Origin of the sequence: Bariatricus sp. TF06-38A, assembly GCF_027690675.1 — a bacterium.
GTDB lineage: Bacteria > Bacillota > Clostridia > Lachnospirales > Lachnospiraceae > Allocoprococcus > Allocoprococcus comes.
This window is the reverse complement of record NZ_JAQFCE010000001.1, coordinates 47,259-71,303: the sequence shown is the minus strand read 5'-3', so window position 1 is coordinate 71,303 and position 24,045 is coordinate 47,259. Positions and strand designations below refer to the sequence as shown.

General features: G+C 42.4%; 20 protein-coding genes and 1 tRNA gene. 16 read left to right on the top strand and 5 right to left on the bottom strand.

Annotated elements, in window-relative coordinates; translation table 11 throughout:
- Window positions 1-179: 179 nt before the first annotated feature.
- Window positions 180-2,225: a 1,4-alpha-glucan branching protein GlgB gene (gene glgB / locus PG418_RS00310; RefSeq protein ID WP_227084805.1), complete on the top strand. Its 2,046-nt coding sequence runs from the start codon at window positions 180-182 to the stop codon at window positions 2,223-2,225.
- A gap of 60 nt (window positions 2,226-2,285) precedes the next feature.
- On the opposite strand, the gene PG418_RS00305 is transcribed toward glgB, so the two are convergent.
- Entirely contained in the window at window positions 2,286-2,609 is a 324-nt protein-coding gene (locus PG418_RS00305) for a thioredoxin family protein (RefSeq protein WP_055248763.1), read from the bottom strand.
- A gap of 342 nt (window positions 2,610-2,951) precedes the next feature.
- Window positions 2,952-3,608, bottom strand: a complete 657-nt coding sequence (trmB, locus tag PG418_RS00300) for a tRNA (guanosine(46)-N7)-methyltransferase TrmB (protein WP_008371128.1) — start codon at window positions 3,606-3,608, stop codon at window positions 2,952-2,954.
- Between the two features lie 215 nt (window positions 3,609-3,823).
- On the opposite strand from trmB, the gene PG418_RS00295 reads away from it, so the two are divergent.
- From PG418_RS00295 to PG418_RS00250, 10 genes are all read left to right on the top strand, one after another.
- The gene (locus tag PG418_RS00295) at window positions 3,824-4,135 is read left to right on the top strand and encodes a hypothetical protein (RefSeq protein ID WP_008371126.1); all 312 of its coding nucleotides are present in this window, start codon (window positions 3,824-3,826) and stop codon (window positions 4,133-4,135) included.
- 3 nt (window positions 4,136-4,138) lie between these two features.
- Window positions 4,139-5,185 carry a V0D/AC39 family V-type ATPase subunit gene (locus tag PG418_RS00290; protein WP_498836907.1) on the top strand — a complete coding sequence of 349 codons (1,047 nt, stop codon included), beginning with the start codon at window positions 4,139-4,141 and terminating at the stop codon, window positions 5,183-5,185.
- Window positions 5,182-7,116: a V-type ATP synthase subunit I gene (locus PG418_RS00285; protein WP_498836906.1), complete on the top strand. Its 1,935-nt coding sequence runs from the start codon at window positions 5,182-5,184 to the stop codon at window positions 7,114-7,116. The genes PG418_RS00290 and PG418_RS00285 overlap by 4 nt, the downstream gene beginning before the upstream one ends.
- Window positions 7,117-7,141: 25 nt before the next feature.
- A complete protein-coding gene (locus tag PG418_RS00280; protein WP_008371120.1) occupies window positions 7,142-7,576 on the top strand; it encodes an ATP synthase subunit C in 435 nt (144 codons plus the stop codon).
- A gap of 2 nt (window positions 7,577-7,578) precedes the next feature.
- Window positions 7,579-7,887, top strand: a complete 309-nt coding sequence (locus tag PG418_RS00275) for a V-type ATP synthase subunit F (protein WP_008371119.1) — start codon at window positions 7,579-7,581, stop codon at window positions 7,885-7,887.
- Between the two features lie 25 nt (window positions 7,888-7,912).
- Window positions 7,913-8,503 carry a V-type ATP synthase subunit E gene (locus tag PG418_RS00270; RefSeq protein WP_008371117.1) on the top strand — a complete coding sequence of 197 codons (591 nt, stop codon included), beginning with the start codon at window positions 7,913-7,915 and terminating at the stop codon, window positions 8,501-8,503.
- On the top strand, window positions 8,454-10,265 hold the full coding sequence (locus PG418_RS00265; RefSeq protein ID WP_498836905.1) for a V-type ATP synthase subunit A: 1,812 nt from the start codon (window positions 8,454-8,456) through the stop codon (window positions 10,263-10,265). Before PG418_RS00270 ends, PG418_RS00265 begins: the two co-directional genes overlap by 50 nt.
- A gap of 14 nt (window positions 10,266-10,279) precedes the next feature.
- The gene (locus tag PG418_RS00260; protein ID WP_008371111.1) at window positions 10,280-11,653 is read left to right on the top strand and encodes a V-type ATP synthase subunit B; all 1,374 of its coding nucleotides are present in this window, start codon (window positions 10,280-10,282) and stop codon (window positions 11,651-11,653) included.
- A 12-nt stretch (window positions 11,654-11,665) separates the two neighbouring features.
- Window positions 11,666-12,283 (top strand): V-type ATP synthase subunit D, encoded by a 618-nt coding sequence (locus PG418_RS00255; protein ID WP_008371109.1) that lies wholly within the window; start codon window positions 11,666-11,668, stop codon window positions 12,281-12,283.
- Window positions 12,284-12,404: 121 nt separating this feature from the next.
- Complete coding sequence (locus PG418_RS00250; RefSeq protein ID WP_008371107.1) at window positions 12,405-13,019, top strand: adaptor protein MecA; 615 nt, start codon at window positions 12,405-12,407, stop codon at window positions 13,017-13,019.
- A 188-nt stretch (window positions 13,020-13,207) separates the two neighbouring features.
- On the opposite strand, the gene PG418_RS00245 is transcribed toward PG418_RS00250, so the two are convergent.
- Window positions 13,208-13,280 (bottom strand) — tRNA-Lys (locus PG418_RS00245).
- Between the two features lie 215 nt (window positions 13,281-13,495).
- Complete coding sequence (locus tag PG418_RS00240; RefSeq protein WP_055155987.1) at window positions 13,496-14,863, bottom strand: sodium-dependent transporter; 1,368 nt, start codon at window positions 14,861-14,863, stop codon at window positions 13,496-13,498.
- Between the two features lie 822 nt (window positions 14,864-15,685).
- On the opposite strand from PG418_RS00240, the gene PG418_RS00235 reads away from it, so the two are divergent.
- Window positions 15,686-16,918, top strand: coding sequence for a replication initiation protein (locus PG418_RS00235; protein ID WP_498836904.1), 1,233 nt, complete (start codon window positions 15,686-15,688; stop codon window positions 16,916-16,918).
- A 335-nt stretch (window positions 16,919-17,253) separates the two neighbouring features.
- Entirely contained in the window at window positions 17,254-17,826 is a 573-nt protein-coding gene (locus tag PG418_RS00230) for an HD domain-containing protein (RefSeq protein ID WP_498836903.1), read from the top strand.
- Between the two features lie 181 nt (window positions 17,827-18,007).
- Here PG418_RS00230 and PG418_RS00225 read toward each other — a convergent pair whose 3' ends face one another.
- The gene (locus PG418_RS00225) at window positions 18,008-18,772 is read right to left on the bottom strand and encodes an IclR family transcriptional regulator (protein ID WP_498836902.1); all 765 of its coding nucleotides are present in this window, start codon (window positions 18,770-18,772) and stop codon (window positions 18,008-18,010) included.
- Window positions 18,773-19,086: 314 nt separating this feature from the next.
- Here PG418_RS00225 and ilvD point away from each other — a divergent pair, with 314 nt between their 5' ends.
- From ilvD to PG418_RS00210, 3 genes are read left to right on the top strand one after another with little or no spacing between them, the layout of a single operon-like run.
- Window positions 19,087-20,766 carry a dihydroxy-acid dehydratase gene (gene ilvD / locus PG418_RS00220; RefSeq protein WP_498836901.1) on the top strand — a complete coding sequence of 560 codons (1,680 nt, stop codon included), beginning with the start codon at window positions 19,087-19,089 and terminating at the stop codon, window positions 20,764-20,766.
- A gap of 48 nt (window positions 20,767-20,814) precedes the next feature.
- Complete coding sequence (locus PG418_RS00215) at window positions 20,815-21,732, top strand: dihydrodipicolinate synthase family protein (RefSeq protein ID WP_498836900.1); 918 nt, start codon at window positions 20,815-20,817, stop codon at window positions 21,730-21,732.
- Window positions 21,733-21,749: 17 nt separating this feature from the next.
- Window positions 21,750-23,015 (top strand): GntP family permease, encoded by a 1,266-nt coding sequence (locus tag PG418_RS00210; protein ID WP_498836899.1) that lies wholly within the window; start codon window positions 21,750-21,752, stop codon window positions 23,013-23,015.
- Window positions 23,016-24,045 lie beyond the last annotated feature (1,030 nt).

Genomic DNA, 24,045 nt, shown 5'->3' with positions numbered 1-24,045 from the left:
ATTTCTACAAAGAACGCGCTTCCGGCGCGTTCTTTTATATATGCAGACAAAACCGATAACTATAAACAAAGAGTTTTAGACATCTTACATAAGAAATGTATAAGTTGTCCAAAACTCTTTCTTTTTATCGCTATTTCTAGTATAATATTCCTAAATATCTTTGATAGAAGGTGAATGGGATGGCAGTAAAAAAAACAACAGCACAACAGACCAACACGACCCGCAAGACGGCCGTAAAAAAATCTACTGTAAAAAAACCGGCAGCTGCTAAAACTGCTGCTAAAAAGTCTACAGCTAAAAAGTCTGTAAAAACTGTAACAACAGATAAACCCGCTGATTATAGAATCGGCGAATTAGATCAATATTTATTCGGACAGGGAACCCATTATGAAATCTATAAAAAAATGGGTGCACATTTTGTAAAAGATGGAAAAAAAACCGGCGTATATTTCGCAGTATGGGCTCCACACGCCAGATCAGTTGCCGTAGTCGGTGAATTCAACGGCTGGAGTGAAGATGCAAACGTTATGAAGCGTCAGGAACCACTTGGAATCTATACCGCATTTGTTCCGGAAGCACAGCTCGGACAGCTTTACAAGTACTGTATCGAGACACAGACCGGAGATAAGCTTTACAAAGCTGATCCATTTGCGAACAGTGCAGAGTTGAGACCGGGAACTGCCTCAAGGATTGCTGATATCTCCCATTTAAAATGGAGTGACAGTGTCTGGATGAAGCACCGGGCAGAATGGGATTTCCATTCCTCACCGATTTCCATTTATGAAGCACATATCGGTTCCTGGATGCGCCATCCGGGACGTGAAGATGATGGGTTCTACAGCTACCGTGAATTTGCGCATGCAGCTACAGACTACATAAAAAAGATGGGGTATACTCATATCGAACTGATGGGAATTTCAGAATACCCATTTGACGGCTCCTGGGGATATCAGGTGACCGGATATTATGCTCCGACCTCCCGTTATGGTACGCCGGAAGATTTCGCATATATGATCAATTACTTCCATAAGAATAAGATTGGCGTAATCCTTGACTGGGTACCGGCACATTTTCCACGCGATGCACACGGACTCGCTGACTTTGACGGCACAGCTACCTTTGAATATGCAGATCCTAAGAAAGGGGAACATCCGGACTGGGGAACCAAGATCTTCGATTATGGTAAAGCAGAAGTTAAGAACTTCCTGATCGCCAACGCACTGTTCTGGATCGAACATTATCACATCGATGGTCTCCGCGTAGATGCTGTTGCTTCCATGCTGTATCTTGATTACGGTAAAGAAGACGGTCAGTGGATCGCCAACAAATACGGCAGCAATGAGAATCTGGAAGCAATCGAATTTTTCAAGCATCTGAATTCCGTTACTACCGGACGTAACCCTGGCGCACTGATGATCGCAGAAGAATCCACCGCATGGCCAAAAGTAACAGGCAAACCGGAAGATGATGGTCTTGGATTCAGCCTGAAGTGGAACATGGGATGGATGCATGACTTTACCGAATACATGAAGCTGGATCCATATTTCCGCAAAGGCGACCACTACGGTATGACATTTGCCTTAACCTATGCATACAGCGAGAATTATATTCTTGTATTATCACATGATGAAGTAGTACATCTAAAATGCTCTATGCTCAATAAGATGCCTGGTCTTGGATTTGAGAAATTCGCCAACCTGAAGGTCGGTTATGCTTTCATGATGGGACATCCTGGAAAGAAACTTCTCTTCATGGGACAGGATTTCGGACAGCTCCGCGAGTGGAGCGAGGCGCGTGAGCTTGACTGGTATCTCCTTGCCGAGCCGGAGCATCAGGCACTCCAGAATTTTTACCGTGACCTGCTGCATCTTTACACACACAACAAAGCCATGTATGAACAGGATACCTGCATGGAAGGCTTTGAGTGGGTCAATGCAGATGACAGCTCACGAAGTATTTACAGCTTCATCCGTCATTCAAAGGGCGCAAAAAAGAACCTTTTATTCGTATGTAACTTCACACCGATCGAACGACCGGAGTACCGTGTCGGCGTACCGCGCGGCAAACAGTACCGCCTGGTACTGAACAGTGATGAATTGCAGTATGGCGGAAGCGGAAAAGCCCGCCCGGCAGTATATAAAGCAAAGAAACAGGAATGTGATGGAAGACCATATTCATTTGGTTATGATCTTCCGCCATACGGTGTTGCTGTATTCGAATTTTAACATAGCAAGTCAATGCAATCTGCGCAAAATATTCATCATACGAATAATTGATTCCACCAATTATTTTCTTAACATTTCCCGGATTCGTTCTTCCAGAGTTTCTTCTGGAAGAACTCCGGTTGTATATCCACAGATTTTTCCATCTCTGTACACCACAAACGTCGGTACAATCTCAATGCCTATATACTCTGCAAGCTCTTTCGATATATCAATATCAATCTTATAAAAAATCCATTTTCCCTGATACCGGCTGGCAATCCTTTCCACAACAGGATACATCATTCCGCACTTTGGACACCATGATGCGTAAAACTCCACAATTACCGGCATCCTCTGCTTTCCGACTGTATTTTCATAATCCTTCGTGATCAATGCGATACCCATACACTTTCCTCATTTCTGCCATCTCAGGCTATGTAAAAAGGACTGGATTTAGTGGCATCCGCATTTCGGGTTTAAGATTTTATAGACTTCCTGAAAAGAATTTCTGAAACATATCAGCTTTTTATTAAATCTTGGATTCTTATAGCAAAACCCCCGCATACAATTCTGAAAATGATGCTTTTTCCGCATATCTGTTCCTTCCTGACTTCCTCTTTCTACAATATATGCAAAAAGACAGCCGATGTGCGGATTGCTCCGTATCTGCTGTCTCTTATATTGCCAGGAATCATCTTACGCACTCAGCGCCTTTATGATCTGCCTGTTGCATTTTATTCAATTGTCTTACTGGCGCATTGCGATCAGTTTATGGATCGGATGTCCCTGCCCGGAAAATTTCTCCTCGTACTCAGTCATAACATTCCCTCTGCTGAGTGTCGGATCATTGTGAAGATCATAGGTCTTCGCCAGAAGTACCCAGCCTGCCAACTCCACCTGCTCCAGTGAAAAGTCAAACAGCTCTCTGTTGTCTGTCTTAAATTCAACGACTCCGTCAAAAGCAAGGATCTTGTCATACCGCTCAAAAAACTGCTTGGAAGTAAGTCTGCGCTTTGCATGACGTGCTTTCGGCCACGGATCTGAAAAATTCAGATAAATCTTGTCAATCTCTCCGACAGCAAAAACCTCCGGCAGATTTGTCGCATCCATACAGATAAAACGAATATTGTTGACATCCTTGTATTCCTCGTCATTGTCAAAGCGTTCCAGCGCCCGAAGCAGTACGCTTGAATAACGTTCGATACCGATATAGTTGATGGATGGATTCTCCTTTGCAAGCGTCAGAAGAAACTGTCCTTTTCCCATCCCGATCTCAATATGGATCGGATTCTCCGGATTCTGAAAAGTCTCTTTCCAGGTGCCGCGATATCTGGTCTCATTTTTAATTACAAGGGGATGAGCTGTCAGATAAGCATCTGCTCCCGGTACATTTCTTAACCTCATATATCTTTCTCTTCCTTTAGTGAAAATATGTATAACCTTATTTATTTTATACTATTCTGAAATATTTGAAAACCCAAAAATATATTTTATAAGTTTTGTATAAAATATTCTTATGATATTCTCTTATTTTTTAGTAGATTTTTCCAATTTAAAGTAGTAGAATATGTATGCATTATTAAAAATGTATAAATTATTTCTAAGAAAGGAGTCGGACAATGGATCATATTGTTAAAAAGCTCTCCGAAATCGAACACGCAGCCGAAGCTGTTGTGGAACACGCGGAACTGGAAAAATCAGAACTGGAAGAACGCATTCAAAATGAACGCAATCAGTTCGACAAACAACTTGAAGATCACACCCAAAAGGAGCTGAACGATATCCACAAAGGATTAAATCGTCAGATGGATGAGATTCTTGCAAGGCAGAACCGTAAGAACCAGACAGCGATCGAAGAACTTAAAAAAGATTTTGAAGAGAAGCATACGGCATATGCCGAGAAAATTGTCAGACGTATCATAGAGGGATAGCATATGGGAAATTTACTTGCATACAGTGGCATCGTAACAAAAGTACGCGCCATGCAGGCGAAACTGCTCACTGATGAAGATTTCCGGAATATCGCCGCATTTCATACAGTAACCGAAGTTGCTGCTTATCTCAAAGAACATCCCGGATATCGGAATGTCCTTGCAGATATGGACGAAAACCGTCTTCACCGCGGTGAGATTGAGAAGCTTCTTGTGCAGTCACTTTACAGTGATTATACACGCCTGTACCGTTTTTCCGGAATGGATCAGAAAAAATTCCTGGAGCTTTATCTGAAGCGCTACGAGATGAATCTGATCAATTACTGCCTGCGTATCGTATTTAATCATTATGAAAAGCCTTTTGATCTGGATCATAAGAAAATATTCTTCGACAAATATTCGGATCTCTCCATCGATAAACTGATCACTTCGGGGAATATCGGTGAGCTGGTGGAAAATTTAAAGGGCACAGAATACTATGCGCCGTTAAAACGTCTGGAAAATGCGGAGAACCCTACTCTTTTTGATTACGATCTGGCACTGAATCTGTACTATTTTACAACCATGTGGAAGAAACGCAAAAAGATTCTGAAGCATAAGGAACTGGAAATTTTCACCAGAGATGCCGGAGCAAAGATCGACCTGCTGAACCTGCAGTGGATCTACCGTGCAAAAAAATATTACAACATGCTTCCGCCGGATATTTCCACACTGCTGATCCCGATACACTACCGGATTCATGTAGATCAGCTGAAGGATCTTGTAGAAGCACCGTCTGTCGATGAATTTTTAAAGCTGGTTACCAGAACGCCTTATCTGCATCACACCGATACTCAGACACCAGCGTCCATCGAGACGATTTACAAAGACTGCCTGTACCGTCTCTACCTGGCAGACAGAAGAAGTAACCCTTATTCCATCGCAACCGTGAATACCTATCTTTTTCTGAAAGAGGAGGAGCTTGATAAGCTTACAACTGTGCTCGAATGTGTTCGCTACGGACTTCCTGCACGTGAGACATTAACTTATATAGGAGGAACAGCGAAATGATTGTTAAGATGAAGTTCCTGAGCATTACCGGACCACGCGCCGACATCGACCGCATGACAAACCGGTATCTTTCCAAATATGAGATGCAGCTTGAAAATGCACTCACGGAGCTCAAGACAGTAGATAATCTGATGCCATTTCTGGAAATGAACCCTTACCGTGATCCACTCGCAAAAGTGACACAGTTTCTGGGATATATGAAAGACATGCCAGCAGAGCCATCCTTTGATCAGAGCGAAGACGAGATCCTTGAGATGATTCGTTCTATCAATCATGACTACATGGATCTGCAGCAGCAAAAAGAAGAACTGAAAAAAAAGAGAGAGCATATCCAGGCACGTATGAAAGTCCTGGAACCTTTTACTTCTCTGGATTTTGACCTGCATGAGATCATGCAGTACAAATACATCCGCACAAGATTTGGAAAAATCAATGTGGATTATTATCACCGGCTGGAAAAAGCGCTTCTTGAAGACATTGATGCATTATTTCTGGAAGGCTCCAGAGATGCCTCTTATGTCTATGGCGTTTATTTTGTATCGGATGCTGATGCAGGAAAGGTCGATTCGATCATGCGGTCTCTCCACTTTGAAAAAGTCGATCTGCTGGAAGACTTTGGCGGAACCCCGCTGGAAGCTTACCGGAGCCTGGATAAAGAAATCCAGAATCTGACCGATGAAATCCAGGCAGTGAAGGATAAACGTCAGGAGATGTTCCGCAAGAACGCTTCCAGACTACTCGGTGCAAGAATTCAGCTGGAACGTTTTTCCGATAACTTTGATATCCGGAAATTTGCGGCACGAACCGAGACAGACGAGCAGGAAGAATACTACATCCTCTGCGGCTGGATGTCCGAAGAAGATGCAAATGCATTTATCAAAGAGGCACAGGGAGATGACAAGGTTTATATCGTAGTAGAAGAGGACCGGGAACAGTATTTTGGAGAACCTCCTACCAAGCTTGAGAATCCAAAGCTTTTCAAACCATTTGAAATGTTCATCAAGATGTACGGACTTCCCAAGAGCGGTGAGATGGATCCGACCATTTTTGTAGGTATCATGTACAGCTTTATCTTCGGCGCCATGTTCGGGGATGTCGGTCAGGGGCTGCTGCTCTTTATCGGCGGTGCGATCCTGTATTTCACAAAGAAAATGAACCTTGCCGGAATCGTATCACTTGCCGGAATCTTCTCCACCTTCTTTGGATTTATGTTTGGAAGTGTGTTTGGATTTGAAGACATTATAGAAGCCAAATGGATCCGACCGATCAATCATATGACCACCTTACCGTTTATCGGAAAGCTGAATACCGTATTTATCGTATCGATTGCTTTTGGTATGGGAATCATCCTGATTTCTATGATCTTCCATATTATCAACGGCATCCGTGCCAAAGATACCGAAGCAACCTGGTTTGATGCAAACGGCGTGGCAGGGCTGATATTCTACGGGGCAGCAGTTACCTGCATCGTTCTTTTCATGACAGGTCACTCTCTGCCGGGTGGAATCGTTCTTGCAGTGATGTTCGGAGTACCGCTTCTTCTGATCGCACTGAAGGAGCCGCTGACGAACAAGATCAAAAAGAAAACCGAAAAAATGGAACAAAGCAAAGCAATGTTTGTCACCCAGGCATTCTTTGAATTATTTGAAACCCTGCTCAGCTATTTTTCAAATACGCTTTCCTTTATCCGTATCGGTGCATTCGCAGTCAGCCACGCTTCCATCATGGAGGTTGTACTGATGCTTGCCGGTGCCGAAAGCGGGCATATTAACTGGGTAGTGATCGTACTCGGCAACCTGTTTGTATGTGGATTCGAAGGACTGATTGTTGGAATCCAGGTCCTGAGACTTGTCTATTACGAGATGTTCAGCCGCTTCTACAAAGGCAGCGGCCGCGAATTTAAACCTTATACAGGTACTGCAAAAAATTAGTTTTTCATTTTAGGAGGAAATTATCATGACTTTAGCAACTAAACTTATTCTCATTGCCGCACTGGTTTTAAGCATTTTCATTCCATTCGGATATTACCTGCTCGGAGAAAAAAATAAAGGACGTTATAAATGTGCACTTGCCTTCAATGTTCTTTCTTACTTTGGAACCTTCCTTGTAGCAGGGATCATGCTCTTTGGAAGTGTACCGGTACATGCGGCAGATGCCGCTGCCTCAGGCGCAGGCCTTGCAACCGGTCTTGGTTACATTGCAGCAGCTCTTGTTACCGGTCTTTCCTGCATCGGTGGCGGTATTGCCGTAGCAAGTGCAGCAAGCGCAGCTCTTGGAGCTATCAGCGAGGATTCCAGCGTCCTTGGTAAATCCCTTATCTTCGTAGGTCTTGCAGAAGGTGTATGCCTGTACGGTCTTATCATCTCCTTCATGATCATCAGCAGACTGTAATCATGAAAATGTATCTGATCAGTGACAACGTGGATACTTATACCGGAATGCGGCTTGCCGGCGTGGACGGTGTCGTAGTTCATGAAAAGCAGGAGCTGCGTGATGCGCTGGAAACTGCCATGAACGACAAGTCGATCGGTATCATTCTTCTGACGGAACGCTTTGGAAGAGAATTTCCGGATCTCATCGATGAGATCAAGTTAAAAAGAAAGATGCCTCTTCTGATCGAAATTCCGGACAGACACGGAACAGGACGTAAAAAGGATTTCATTACCTCATACGTCAATGAAGCGATTGGACTGAAACTTTAACTAGAAAGGCATAGAAGGTGAGACAATGACGCTTGAAGAGAAAATAGCGCATTTACAGGAAACGGTCATGACTGAAGCCCGTTCTGAAGGGAATGCGATCATTGACAATCACAAAAAAGCGCTTGAATCTTTATTTGAAAAGCATAAAAAAGAAGCGACCGCACAGTCTGAGGTCCGTATCAAATCCGAGACCTTAAGAGCCAGAAGGCAGGTAAATCAAGCTGCGGCAAAAGCCGAAACCGAACTGAAACGTGCTCTTGGCCAAACACAGAATGAATTAAAAGTCAGGCTGTTTGATGAAGTAAAGGAGCTTCTTTCTGACTTTACAAAAACAGACGAATATCTGGACTATCTCTGCAGCAAAATCCGCGAAGCCGCACGCTTTGCAGATGGCGAGGAGATGACCATTTATATTTCTCCTTCTGATAAGGAGAAACAGACAGAACTGGAAAAACGTACCGGCATGACGATCACCATCAGTGAATATGATTTTATGGGCGGTATGCGTGCTGTAATCCGAGGCCGTAATATTCTGATCGATCACAGCTTCCAGGCGGCAGTCGATTATGAATATCATCAGTTCAGTTTTGCAGCAGGAGGTGCAGGAATTGAATAAGACAGCAACTATTTATGGAATAAACGGTCCGGTCATCTATCTGAAGGGTGACACCGGATTCATGATGTCGGAAATGGTCTATGTGGGAAAGGAAAAGCTGGTTGGCGAAGTCATTTCCCTGGACAAAGACATCACGACTGTTCAGGTCTATGAAGAGACTTCCGGGCTGAAACCGGGAGAAATCGTAGAGGCTTCCAGAAGTCCGGTATCTGTAACTCTGGCACCCGGAATCCTGAACAATATTTTTGACGGAATCGAACGCCCGCTTGAGCAGATCGCAAATGTGGGCGGCGGTGCATTTATCACCCGCGGCGTCAGCGTTGATTCGCTTGACCGCGACAAATTATGGGATACCCACATCACCGTGGCCAAAGGAGATTACCTTCATGGCGGAGATATTATAGCAGAGGTTCCGGAGACCAGTGCGATCGTACACAAATGTATGGTTCCGCCGGATGTGGAAGGTGAAGTAATCTGCTGCGCGTCGGACGGAGAATACCGGATTGAAGATACACTTGTCACTCTGCGGCTTTCCGACGGAACAGAAAAACAGCTCAACATGATACAGCACTGGCCGATCCGTAAGGCGCGCCCGACAAGCTACCGTTTCCCGGCAAGTGTCCCTCTGATCACCGGACAGCGGATCCTGGATACCATGTTCCCGATCGCAAAGGGTGGAACTGCCGCAATCCCAGGCGGATTCGGTACCGGAAAAACCATGACCCAGCACCAGATCGCCAAATGGTCTGATGCCGATATTATCATCTATATTGGCTGCGGCGAGCGTGGAAATGAAATGACACAGGTGCTGGAAGAGTTTTCAGAGCTTGTGGACCCAAAGAGCGGCAATCCGCTGATGGACAGAACCACTCTGATTGCCAATACCTCCAACATGCCGGTAGCTGCCCGTGAAGCAAGTATTTATACCGGGCTTACCCTGGCTGAATATTACCGTGACATGGGCTATGACGTAGCGATCATGGCAGACTCTACTTCCCGCTGGGCGGAAGCCTTACGTGAGCTTTCCGGCCGTCTGGAAGAGATGCCGGCAGAAGAAGGTTTCCCGGCTTACCTTGCCAGCCGTCTGTCTGCTTTCTACGAGCGCGCAGGCATGATGCATAACTTAAATGGCAGTGACGGATCCGTGACCATTATCGGCGCCGTATCGCCTCAGGGAGGCGATTTTTCCGAGCCGGTCACACAGAACACAAAACGTTTCGTCCGCTGCTTCTGGGGCCTGGACAAGAGCCTTGCCTACGCAAGACATTTTCCGGCGATCCACTGGCTGACCAGCTACAGCGAGTATCTGACCGATCTCGCCGCCTGGTACCACGACAATGTATCACCCAAATTCGTTGACTACCGCAACCGCATCATGGCACTTCTGAACCAGGAGAGCAGCCTGATGGAAATCGTAAAGCTGATCGGAAGTGATGTACTTCCGGACGATCAGAAACTGGTTCTGGAAATCGCAAGAGTCATCCGTCTCGGATTTTTGCAGCAGAATGCATTCCACAAGGATGATACCTGTGTCTCTCTGCAGAAGCAGTACAAAATGATGGAAATCATTTTATATTTATACAAACGCTGCCGCGAACTGGTAGCCATGAATATGCCAATGTCTGTCCTCAAGGAGGAAAATATTTTTGAACGTGTCATTGCGATCAAATACGATGTTCCAAATGACAATCTTCAGCTTCTTGACCAGTATCTGGCAGACATTGATGCTTTCCATGACCGCATCATGGAAAAGAACGCGTAAGGAGGGAAAATAAAATGGCAATTGAATATTTAGGCCTCAGCAGCATTAACGGCCCTCTGATCGCGCTGGAAGGCGTTCAGGATGCTTTTTATGATGAAATCGTAGATTTTGTCGTAAACGGCAAAGAACACAAAATGGGACGTATTGTGGAGGTCTACAAGGACAAAGCAATCATCCAGGTATTTGAAGGCACGGAAAATATGTCTCTTAACAATACCCACACCAGACTTACCGGACATCCGATGGAAATCGGTCTGTCCGAAGAAATGCTTGGAAGAACCTTTAACGGAATCGGTGAACCGATCGACGACCTTGGACCGATCACGGTTGAAGAGGTGCGCGATGTCAACGGACTTCCGTTAAATCCGGTCAGACGTGAATACCCTCGTAACTATATCCGCACCGGAATTTCTGCGATTGACGGACTGACCACACTGATCCGTGGACAGAAGCTGCCGATCTTTTCCGGCAACGGTCTTCCGCACGACCAGCTTGCCGCACAGATCGTAAAGCAGGCTTCTCTGGGCGGCAGCACGAATGAGGATTTCGCCATCGTATTCGCCGCAATGGGTGTCAAGCATGACGTAGCTGATTTCTTCCGCAGAACCTTTGAGGAGAGCGGTGTTGCAAACCATGTGGCAATGTTCCTGAACCTTGCCAACGATCCTGTCGTCGAGCGTCTGATCACCCCGAAGGTTGCGCTGACCGCCGCTGAATACCTTGCATTTGAAAAAAATATGCACATTCTGGTCATTCTTACCGATATGACTTCCTTTGCCGAAGCCATGCGTGAGGTTTCTTCTTCCAAAGGAGAAATCCCAAGCCGTAAAGGATATCCGGGATATCTGTACAGTGAACTTGCCACCTTATATGAACGTGCAGGAATCGTAGAAGGAGTAAATGGTTCTGTCACACAGCTCCCGATCCTGACCATGCCAAATGATGACATTACCCACCCGATCCCTGACCTGACCGGTTATATCACCGAAGGACAGATCGTACTTGACCGGAATCTTCACGGACAGGCAATCTACCCGCCGATCAGCGTTCTTCCGTCCCTGTCCCGTCTGATGAAAGACGGTATCGGAAAAGGATATACCCGGGAAGACCACCAGGATCTGGCAAACCAGCTTTTCTCTGCATATGCTAAAGTAGGAGAGGCTCGGAATCTTGCTTCCGTTATCGGAGAAGACGAGCTTTCTCCGATTGACAAGAAATACCTGGAATTCGGAAAGGCATTCGAGGAGCGTTATATCGGCCAGGGACCGAATGAAAACCGTACCATCGAGGAAACCCTGGATCTTGGCTGGGAACTGCTTAGAATCCTTCCAAAAGAAGAACTTGACCGTGTCGATACCAAGATTCTTGACGTATACTACAAAGGCTAAGGAGGGAAGTCTATGGATCCACGTTCATTTCCCACCAAGGGAAATCTGATACTTGCGAAAAATTCACTGACACTTGCCAGACAGGGATATGAGCTGATGGACAAGAAGCGGAACATTCTGATCCGCGAGCTGATGGGCTTAATCGATGAAGCAAAGGATATTCAGGAAGAAATCGATAAAACCTTCACCTATGCCTATCAGTGCCTTCAGAGGGCGAATATCGAGCACGGGATCAGTACAGTAGAAGAACTTGCCTATACAGTTCCGATCGAGGATTCTATCCGCATCCAGACGCGAAGCATTATGGGAACAGAAATCCCGAAAGTGAAGTACGAAAAAGAAAATACCAGACCAACCTATGCATTCAGTACTTCCAGAGAATCCATCGATATCGCCCGTGATGCATTCTGCCGTGTAAAGGAGCTGACACTCAAGCTTTCTGAGGTAGAAAATGCAGCGTACCGGCTGGCTTCAAGTATCAAAAAGACACAGAAAAGGGCAAATGCCCTGAAAAATATTACGATTCCGATGTATGACAATCTCGTATATACGATTACAAATGCACTGGAAGAGAAGGAACGGGAAGAATTTACCCGACTGAAAGTGATCAAACGAATGAAAAACAAATAATATTTCTGAAAAAATCATAAAATATAGAAAATATATTGACAATACACCCGTTTTGTTATATAACTTATAGAACAAATAAGATTACAAAAGCAATAGATTTTACAAATCAGGGGGTGAGCATATGACTTTTTGGAAAGTATCCGACACCAGAATGAACTGCCTTATCACAGAAGCAGAGATTGCCGCACTTGGCTACTCACTGGAAGATCTGACACAAGACAGGGAGCGTACCGAAGAATTTTTGAATCTTCTTCTCAAGAAAGGGAAAGAAGTTCTTGGGCTTAACACAGACAATGGAATCCAGGGATTTTACGGTGCATTTCTTCCTGACCGGAGCCTGATGCTGTCGATCTCCTGCCAGGCTGAGAATTCTCTGGAATCCATCCAAAAAGATGGTTCTGAAGCTTCCGGTATGTTGATCGAGCCTGACAGCAGTGAAAAAGAGACCGTTCGCTGGCAGATTCTCTTTCCAAGTCTGGATAATGCAATCGACTTCTGCAAGATCCTTGGATACGGCCAGGCATCAGAAAGCCGTCTGTATAAAGATGACGGTGTCTACTACCTGATGGTAGACTTCCCGAATACAGAAGACGGCAATAAAAAGGCTCAGCGCATCGTATCCGCCGGTGAATTCGGTGGCATGGTCGAAAAAGATGCAATTTCTGAAGCTTATCTGAATGAACATGAAAAATGCCTCCTGAACAAGGATGCAATCAATATTTTATGCAAGATGTAGTAGAAGGGGACTAAAATAGTCCCCTTTTTAGTACACGAAATAGATTTTCCTTTATTTTTCCACAGATCCTGTAACTTTCCGCAAATGAAATAAACGATTACTTTTACATATGTCTCCATCTGTAGAAACAGATCGTGAAAAAAAGAGCACCGTCCCCGATGCTAATTCATCAAAAACAGTGCTGATACTGCGCCTTCAGGGATTCGAACCCTGGACAAATAGATTAAGAGTCTACTGCTCTACCAACTGAGCTAAAAGCGCATACATTATTCGGTTTTCCGTAACGCAAGATTTATTATATAAGACAGCTATAAAAAATGCAAGCTTTTTTTTCATAAATTTTAAAATTTTTTTAAATAGATTTTTTTGCTGAAAAAGAATGTGCCAAAGCACATATAAAAAAGATCATGTGTACCGTCCAAAATTCGAACACATGATCTTTTTTGTGTACCTTTTAGGGTGGTTTTTTTCTTATCCTACATAAATTTACTGATATATCCCTGTACAAAGATAAATAATACAATCAGCGGCAGGATATAGCTTACATAAAATTTCGCCCATTTCGGGAATTTCAATCCTTCTCCGGTATCCGCTTCTTTCAGGAAGTTCTTCCATCCCCATCCATAACGGCTTGTACAGAACAGAAGATAGATCAGACTTCCAAGTGGAAGCAGGTTATTACTTACCAGGAAATCCTCCAGATCCAGTACTCCGGAACCTTTTCCGAACGGCATAAATCCACTCCATACATTAAATCCGAGAACACAAGGCATGGAAAGTACCGCCACAACCACGATATTGACGATTACAGCCTTTTTCCGGCTGCATCCGGTCAAATCAATGGCAAAGGATAAAATGTTCTCAAAAACGGCGATTACGGTCGATACCGCAGCAAAAATCATAAATAAGAAAAATAAGGCTCCCCAGATTCTTCCGCCTGCCATGGAATTAAATACATTCGGAAGTGTGATAAAGATCAGACTCGGACCTTCTCCCGGATCCACCCCATATGCGAAGCATGACGGGAAAATGATCAGACCCGCGATCAAAGCAACAAAGGTATCCAGAAGTGTTACCAGGACTGCTTCTCCTGTAAGACTGCGGGATTTGTCGATATAGCTTCCGAAAATAGCAATTGCGCCGATTCCAAGGCTTAATGTGAAGAAAGCCTGTCCCATAGCGGCAAAAATCGTGTCAAATAAGCCATATTCCACGACTTTGTGGAAATCCGGTGCCAGATAGAAGTGAAGCCCCTCAGAAGCCCCATCAAGCGTTACAGAACGTACTGCAAGGATCAACATCAGTGCAAGCAGAAGCAGCATCATAACCTTTGTGATCTTTTCCACTCCATTTTGAAGCCCCATTCCACAAATTGCAAAACATCCAACAACAACAATGATCATAAAGAAAGTCATTGTTCCGGGTTTTGCAAGCATATCGGAAAACACACCTGCAACAGCGGCAGTATCCTTTCCCTCAAATTCACCAGTCATCATCTTGATGAAATACTGGACCATCCAGCCTGCAATTGTTGTGTAGAACATCATCAGCAGATAGTTTCCGGCCATAGCTCCATACTTATACCAATGCCATTTCGTTCCTTTTGGCTCCAGCCGGTCAAAGGAAAGCGCCGCACTTACTTTACTGGCTCTTCCGACAGAAAATTCCATTACCATGATCGGAAGTCCAAGAATCAGTAAAAATGCAAGGTAAATAAGAACAAAAGCTGCTCCACCATATTTTCCTACAATATAAGGAAAACGCCAGACATTACCAAGACCGATCGCACATCCTGCAGAAATAAGGATGAATCCGAGTCTTGAAGAAAATTTTTCTCGTTGCATAAAAAATCCTCTCATTCTATTAAATTGTGGATAACTTGCCGAAATGATACTTATCCACATTTTTCGACAAGCTTGTGGATAACTTTTTTTCAGAATATCCACAGAGGAATTATACTGAATTACTGGGAAATTGTCTATGATTGTTTATATTTTTATTGGCGAAGCCACCTGACAATTTTAATTTTCCCCTTTTTAGTACACGAAATCGCCAGATGTGTACCTTTTGGGGTGAAAATTTGTATGTATATATATATTAAAGATAACAACAGCTTATTAAAATTCCTTTGTTTATATTAGGAGGGCTGAAAAAGCCCGTGGTTGACGCATTTCGGGGCATATTTTGTGTACGGAAACGGGGGAGGTTGTTTACTTCAAAGGGCAAAGAGGTGTACATATATGGGGGTTGTTGTTTACTTTGCGGGGTTACGCAGTGTACTTGAAGGGTTGGCGATTTTACCTTTTCTGTACACAAGTGTCGAAAAAATTAAAAAAAAGGCTTTACAAGAGGGGGGTTCTTGTATATAATCAACCTAGACGTACCGTTTTGGTACACAATTTTTATCAAAAAAGGTACCTTAATGGTACACGAAAAGAACAATACACACCTTAAACGTACACAAAACGTAAAAAAAGACAGAAACCCCATTTTATGGGGTACTTTTTAGGGGAGGGTGTTCCTTTTTGGTACACAAATCCCCAATATAAAGGGGTTGGTTACCCCGAATGGTACACAATAAGGGATTATATGGGGCGTAGAGGGGATTTTAATACACCTCAAAAGTACACAATAATACAGAAGAAAACAATTAAGGGGTATGAGCGATGAAGGAAACACAGAAAAAACCAAAAGAGAAACAACTGCTGGATCATGATACGGTCTCCCGGTCCAATGTGCTGATCGAAAGTAAATCCAGTACATCATTATTTGAAAGAAAGCTTCTTAATATTGCAATCGCAAAAGCATATGTAGAAGACGGTGAGCTGATCGCAAAGGTTTCCACCAAGGATGTTAAGAATTATCTTCATATAACAGGAAACTCCATCTATTCTCGTCTGAAAGAAGTATCAAAAGAGACATTGGGACATGTAGTAAGTATCGAGGACGACGAAAAAGAGAACTTCATCATGTTCAATGTAGTGAATAAATGTGAATATAGAGATGGCGTGTTTACAACCAGATTTACTAAAGAGATGAAACCTCATATCTATAACCTGAAAAAAGACTATACCCGTATGAGTCTTGATGTATTGTGCTCTTTTAAATCCCTGTTCACAACCCGTGTTTACGAAATCCTGAGAACCCAGTATTATCGTTTTGACAGGGAACAGTGTGACCAGCTGATCGTACCGAGACCGCCGAAGAATCCATACACGATCGCAGAGCTTAAATTTACACTGAATGTAGTGGATGCAAATGCATCTAAAGCAGTAAAACGTCTTGTTGAGCAGGGACGTTTTGAAGAAGCGCTTGCAGAGATTAAGGATGCACCGTTTGAAGATTGGCGTAATTTTCGTAGAAAAGTACTTGAAGTTGCGAAAAAAGAGCTGGAAGAATCCGAGTATTCCGAGATCTGCTTTGATTATGAGCCGGTTAAGAGCGGGAAGGGCGGAAAGGTTACAGGAATCCGTTTCTTTGTGAAGAAGAATCCGAAGTGTATCCATCATTCAGATCTTCAGCGTATGCCATCCGGAGAAGACGAGGGCGAAGAGATTGCGCCAAATGTACTGGCTGCAAAGAAAACTCCGGTTAATGAAAAACTGATTTTAGAAGTTGCCGATATTTTTGGAAATGAACCGATCACGATTCAAGAGATTAAGGTGCTGCTTCAGGTATCCGATAACCAGCCGGATGTGATCCGGAAAGCTTTTAAGCTGTCACAGGAGCAGGCATACATCAATAATCTGGTCGGATGGCTCAGAAAATGTATCGAAGAAAAGTGGTATGAGAACGAAAAAGTATCCAAGTTCAAAGGAAAGACGCTGGAAGAAGCGCAGATGACACTGGATCTTTATCAGGAATACATAGAAGAGCGCGAAAAAGTGAAAAAAGAGTAGGGTATTTTCTGCGAAAAGCAGAGTTATTACCTAAATGGTACACAAGTTAAGTGGAAGAATGTGTCCCTGGGATGCTATTTGCAAAGAGGCAGGTAGCATCCCGGGGATTTTGTGTATACGATGAGCCAAGTACAGATTTGTGCTTGCACAAGAATCTGTACTTGGCGAATGTACATCATCGAGCTGTTAAGCGAGATAGTGTACAAAGTATACGAATCGAGTAGGAGTCAGCCTACTCGATTGTCTTATTTTATGATGGAAAATTAAATTAGATGTTGGGGTCCAAAGGTATTTTGCCCCTGGTATCTTAAATTATGGAGGAACGGAAGAAGATTATGGAAATAAGAAGATTACTGGATTTTTTAAAGACAGCGGAACAACTGAAATGTAACACCAGACATTCGTATACTTCAAGTGGCAGGTTGGAGAGTGTGGCAGAGCACAGTTGGCGGCTGGCTTTGATGGCAATGCTGGTTGGGGATGAATTTCCGGAGCTGGATATGGATAAGGTGATAAAAATGTGTCTGATCCATGATATGGGTGAGGCGATCACCGGAGATATTCCGGCATTTGAAAAGACGGATAAAGACCGAAAGGTTGAGAATAAAAAGGTGGAGCAGCTGACGGATATACTTCCGGAACCGGTCCGTGCAGAATGGAAGGCATTATTTGAAGAGATGGAAGCGATGGAGACACAGGAGGCGAGGCTTTATAAATCACTGGATAAGCTGGAGGCGCTGATCCAGCATAATGAGGCGGATATCTCGACATGGATTCTGTTGGAGTATGATCTTCAGATGACGTATGGGAATGAAGAATGTAAGTTTACGGAATATATCCAAAGGCTTCGGGATGAAGTGAGGAAAGATTCCAAGCGGAAGATTGAAGAAAGCAAACAGAAAGACTAATAAAAAAGAACGTAACAGATTATATCAGGAAAGATAAAATTTGTTACGTTCTTTTCAGTTTCTGGGAAGTCAAAGAGATTACATGCTTAAGATGCACATTTTTTCGCAGAAACTTAGATTTTATGAAATAAAAAATTTTCATAATAGTTGCATTGGAAATGTAATACTGCATATTCATGCTTTATCCGTAAATTTTACGGGACAGCTGGTTTGCAGTATTTTTCATATATTCCAGTAAATCCGTATTTTGTAATTTATCGGTAATACGGGAAGTTGCACCGGATACACTGATTGCAAAACCTGGTTTTCCAGGTGCCTGAAATACCGGAACTGAAACACAGGTAAGACCGATTTCTATTTCGTCGTTATCCATTGCATAACCATTGTGGCGGATTTTTGCCAGTTCTTTATAGAGTGGCTCGCGCTCTGTAAGTGTGTTGTAAGTACGCGCTGCAAGTGGAAACTGAAGAATCCGATCACATTCTTCTTCTGATTTGTAGGCAAGAAGACATTTACCTACACCTGTACAGTGCATATAATTTTTGACGCCCATTTTTGTGTTGATGATAATAGATGAGTCGGATTCGACTTTGTCCAGATAAATCACACTTGCATTTCCCGCATCAATCGCACTGTGAACTGTTTCCTGATAACGGCTGGCAATACTTTCGAGATAAGGATGAGTGATTCGTACAATAACATTATTCATACGAAGAGCTGTGGAAAGTGAAAGAATCTTAGGACCAAGACAATATTTCTGATTTTCGTTGTTCTGCATAAGATATCCTAATTCCGTAAGACTGTTTACGATACCAAAAGCCGTGCTTTTGTTTAATCCTGTTTTTTCTACAATCTCCTTTAATCCCAATTCCGTAACTTGGTTTTGAAACAGTTCTAAAATCATGGCAGCGCGTTCTAATGACTGAATCATTTTTGTTGTTGCCATAAAATTTTCCTCTTTCTTTTTCTTAAACCGTATCACGATTAGAAAAAAATATCAATGTTTTTCCAAAAAATATTAAAAATATTTTTGTGAAATATATTCAAAAAAAACATTTTACTTTAGTAAAAAATTAACATTGACGACAAATAAAAAACGCAATATTATTTAAAACGTAGAACAGAGTTCTATAATGCAGAACACAACGAGGAGCAAACTGCGCAGGCTCTTTGGTGTTATAGATTCTTAAATGAACCGATCATTTAGGAAAAAATGGATAAGAAACTCATATATTTGACAAGCAAACAGGAGGACAAAAAATGGAATTCAGAAGTAATGAAATCATGCACGGAGAGGATGCTCCTTTTTATCGGTCACTTTTTAAATCAATGGGATATTCAGATCATGAACTGGATCATCGCCCTCTGATCGGAATAGCAAATACATGGAATACATGTGTTCCGGGACATTTTAATTTAAATCAGGTTAATGAATTTGTAAAAAAAGGTATTTACAGTGCAGGCGGAACGGCAGTTGAATTTGGTACGATCGGATGTTGTGATGGTGTTGCTCAGGGACATATCGGAATGAACTATATTTTACCATCCAGAGAAATCATTTGTAACTCAGTTGAAGTAATGGTACAGGCGCACAGACTTGACGGTATTGTACTTTTAGCTTCCTGCGATAAGATAGTTCCGGGAATGCTGATGGCTGCTGCAAGACTTGATATTCCTGCAATTGTATGTGTCGGTGGACCAATGCTTGGTGGAATCGAATTTGATGGACGTAAATCAGACCTGACTTCAATTGATGAAGCAAAAGGAATGTGTGCAGCTGGGAAAATTGCAGAGTGTGAATACAAAGCACTGGAAAATACAGCATGTCCAAGCTGCGGATCCTGCTCATTCCTTGGAACAGCAAATTCAATGTGCTGTGTATCAGAAGCATTAGGAATGAGTCTTCCGGGCAGTGCATTAATCCCGGCACCGTATGGAGAACGTCTGAGATCTTCATTTGCAGCAGGCGAGGCAATTGTAAATCTGGTAATGAAAGGCATTACAGCAAGACAGGTAATCACAAAAGAATCCATCCGGAATGCAATCAAAGTTACAATGGCAATCTGTGGTTCAACAAATGCAGTTCTTCATCTTTCCGCAATTGCAAATGAAGCAGAGCTGGATATGAATGTTGTGGAAGAATTCCGTGCCCTTAATAAGACAACTCCTCAGATAGCAAAGGTCAACCCGGCGGCAAAATGGGATATGGAAGCATTCTACAGAGCAGGTGGAATCCCTCGGGTAATGGATCATCTGGGAGAACTTCTTGATACAGAGTCTATGACCTGTACAGGAAAAACAATTTCAGAAAACCTGAAAGAGTATACATACAGCTATCCGGAAAATCCGGAGATCATCAAAACAGTAGAAGAACCATTCTCTACAACAGGCGGTGTTGCAGTACTGGATGGAAATCTTGCCCCGCATACAGCAATTTCAAAACCGGGAGCAATTGATCCGGCATTGCACCGTTTTACAGGAAAAGCAAAATGCTATAACTCAGAAGAGGAAGCAGAAGAAGCAATTCTCGGAGGAAAGATCGAAAAAGGTGATGTTGTCGTAATCCGTTATGAAGGACCAAAAGGTGGACCTGGAATGCGTGAAATGTTCAAGGCTATGAAGTACATGTATGGAATGGGACTTGCAAAATCAGCAGCTCTGATCACAGACGGACGTTTCTCCGGTACAAATAATGGATGCTTTGTCGGACATATTTCACCGGAAGCAGCAGAGGGAGGACCTCTTGCAATCGTAGAAGACGGTGATGAAATCAGCATTGACGTAATCGATGGAAAACTGGAGCTTCATGTTTCGGATGAAGAAATTGAGAGAAGAAAGAAAGCCTGGGTAAGACCGGAAAAACCAATTCCGAACGGTTATCTCAGATTATATTCAAAGGTTGCATCTTCAGCAGACAAAGGCGCAATTATCGAGTGTTAATTTGACTGGGGAAGCCAGGGAAAAGCTTCCCCACATAAAGAGAAATAGATGGACGAGACAGGAAAGGAATATAGTGATATGGCAAAATTTTATACGGCAGTGGTAACAGTTTTTCATGAAGATGGAACACTGGATTATGAGGGAAATAAAGCAGTATATGAACATTTGATCCAGGCAGGAAGTGACGGTATTGTTCTGATGGGAAGTACCGGTGAGTTCTGCAGCATGACAATGGACATGGCAAAAGAGCTTACAGATCTGGCACTTGATACCATCAAAGGACGGATGGATGTCATCGTTGGCGCATCAAGAATGATCCCGGAAGAGAGTGTCGAGCTTGCAAATTATGCAATGGAAAAAGGTGCAGATGCAATTATTATGATCACACCATATTACTTTAAACTTTCAGATGCAAGCATTGAAGCATTTTATGATCAGACAGTTCCGAAGATCACTGGACCGGTTTATCTTTATAACTTCCCGGGCTGTACAGCGCATGAATTATCACCGGAACTGGTACTTAAACTGCGTCGTAAATATGATAATATCAAAGGCTGCAAGGATACGGTAAAGAATTTTGAACATACCCGTAAGTTATGTAATACATTGCTTCCGGAATTCCCGGATTTTGAGATTTACAGTGGATTTGATGAATTCTTTGTTCATAATGTGTTATCCGGTGGATGTGGATGCATTGGTGGATTAACCAACATGTGTCCGGAGCTTTTTGTGGAATGGACAAAAACCCTGAATGAAAAAAATTGGGATAAAGTCGCTGAAATCCAGAAGAAAGTAAATCGGATGATGGAAATGTTTGATATTTCAGCACCATTTCTTACTGCGGTAAAGAGAGCAATGCAGATCAGAGGAATCATTTCAGAAGAATACGGAAAAGCACCGCTTGTAATTGCATCTGAAAAGGAAGATGAGAAAATAAGGCAGCTTTTAAAAGAACTTGATATCTAAATACGGAGGGACAGAAAATGACAATAACAACTTTGGGGGCTATATTAGGATTAGTTGTTGCAATTATCCTTATTATTTACAAAGTACCACCGGTATATGGAATGATGGTGGGCGCTCTTGTCGGAGGTCTTGTAGGTGGAGCCTCACTGGCTGATACGGTATCTTATATGGTAAGTGGAGCGAGTGGTATGGCATCCGGAATTATGCGAATCATTGCAGCAGGTATGCTTGCAGGTTTTCTTATAAAATCCGGATCTGCAGAGGCAATTGCTCATACAATTGTAAAGAAAATGGGAGAAAAATATGCGCTTCTTGCAGTTGTACTTGCAGCCTGGGTTTTACAGGCAGTGGGTACATTCGGAGATGTAATTGTAGTAATTGTTGCACCTATTGCACTGGATATTGCGGTACGTACAAAATATTCGAGAGCAGCAGCTTCAATCGCACTGATCGGTGGTATCCATGCCGGAAATATTGTGTCGCCGAATGCAAATACAATTGCACTGGCAGAGAACTTTAATATTCCGCTTACAACAGTAATGATCGGTGGATTGATTCCATCAGTTGCAGGACTGGTATTCAGTTATATTTTTATGAAAGTTCTTAGAAATAAAGGAGAAATGATTGATCCGTCAACGATTGAACATTCTGAAAATACAGAAAATCTTCCTTCTTTTGGACGTGCGATCATTGGACCTGTCTGCACGATCGTACTGCTGATGCTTCGTGCGCTGGTTGGAATTACAATTGATCCAATCATTGCACTTCCGGTTGGTGGTATTGTTGGAACGATTGCAACCGGACAGGCAAAGAAGATGATGGATTTTGCATCAACAGGTATTTCACGTATGAGCAGTATTGTGTTACTTCTCCTTGGAACCGGTACGATTTCAGGAATTATTGCAAACTCTGCATTAAAGACAACACTTGAAAATCTGGTACAGGCATCTGGAATGCCGGGATATTTGTTAGCACCTATTGCCGGTATTGTTATGGGTGGTGCAACTGCTTCATGTATCGCGGGTGCGACCGTAGCATCTCAGGTATTTGGATCTACGATCGTTTCATTTGGTGTGACAGGAGTTCAGGCTGCAGTTATGATCCATGCTGGATGTTGTGTATTCGACTGTCTGCCTCATGGAAGCTTCTTCCATATCAGTGCAGGAACATTGAGAATGTCTATTAAAGAAAGACTGAAAGTGATTCCGTATGAATCTTTAATCGGATTTGGAATGACAGTTGTGGCGACAATTGTATATGGTGTAATTGGATTTACATTTTAAAGTATTTGAGCCGGGGCGAATGTCCCGGCTTATTTTCTATATATGATAAGTAAAAATTTAATTATAAATCGGGGTAACAGGATTCGAACCTGCGACCTCACGGTGCGCAGTTGGCAGAAAAAATGGCGTAAAATCAATGGTTTTAAGACATGATATTTCAAAGGTAATAAAAAAGGTAATAAATCATATTTGAGAAAGGAGAGCTTTTGTATATATGCTAATAATAAGGAATGATGCAAGGATATTGTAAAACAGTGTATTTACATGATTCTTTATATAAAAATTAAACTATATAGAGTAATAAAGAAATATGCTTTAAATTGGAAAATACGAGCTTATAAAAGCATTATAAGAATAATATATATTTAACAAAAAATTATATCATATTATTTAAAAAAAATCAAGAATAGCTATTGACAGTTTTTTTGTTATCTGATATAATACATTTATATTCAAAATATACTATCTTTCTTTAGATAGTAAAGTAAACATCTTTGATACTATTCAGTATCACAATTTCCAAACAAAAGGTTGTATAAAACAGAATAAATAAAATAACAGAAACCCCATGGTAGTGTGCTGTTCTGTATTTTTGGTGTTTGCAAAGAGAGCAAACAAAAAAGACCACTCGAAAAACGCCAAAAGAAGATTGTTTCTCCGTAAAAAAATCTTTTTAAAAAAGGAGCTAATGCTTTCTACAGGGATTTACCAACTCTGTACTTTAAGTATTGGCTTTTTTTAATGCAATAAATAAAAGGAGGCAGAACAGAAAAAAAAACATGGGTAGAAAGAAGAAAAATAGAGTTTATGTCGGTTTGGATGGACTGGACATAAAAGTGAATACGACAAAGATTTTAGAACAAAATTATATATGTCTTTTTGACTATCTTTTTATATCTTCTTAAATGTCCGCAAAGCCTTATTTTATAGGCTCTACGGGCATTTTGCTTTTGTGGTAAACCTCACATATCTAGGTCTATCTTCTTATATTTTCGCTATCAAGCGTGGTTAAAATCGTGGTAAATACTTC